The following is a 292-nucleotide window of genomic DNA, read 5'->3' as shown; positions in this document are numbered from 1 at the left end:
CTTGCCGCATCGGAGCGATCCAGGTCTATCGGCGTGACCCGGACGATGCGGCCATCCTTAACATAGACGAACCACGGCCCGCCATTCGTGCAGGTCGCATAGCGCCGCGTGCCATCGCGCATCGGCGTACCCATCGGCAGGCTGACGGTTTGCATCATGCTCAGTGTTTGCATGAGCCAGACCAGCAGTTCGTCGTCGCCTTCCGTCACGACCTTGAAATTCTTCGCCGCATGCACGATCTCGGCCTGATCGGGACGTGGAGAGAGGAATTTGAGCGCGGTGGCGACATCCT

Annotated in this window: 1 protein-coding gene; it reads right to left on the bottom strand. The window is 61.0% G+C overall.

Going from position 1 to position 292, the window contains the following annotated elements; genetic code table 11:
- Positions 1 to 292 (bottom strand): hypothetical protein (locus tag SB822_RS56280; protein ID WP_410859003.1); only part of this gene is annotated, 292 nt, incomplete at both ends.

Origin of the sequence: Paraburkholderia sp. SIMBA_054 (assembly GCF_046534875.1) — a bacterium.
Classification (GTDB): Bacteria; Pseudomonadota; Gammaproteobacteria; order Burkholderiales; family Burkholderiaceae; genus Paraburkholderia; species Paraburkholderia hospita.
The sequence above is the reverse complement of the archived record's forward strand: the minus strand, read 5'-3'. Positions and strand labels throughout refer to the sequence as shown.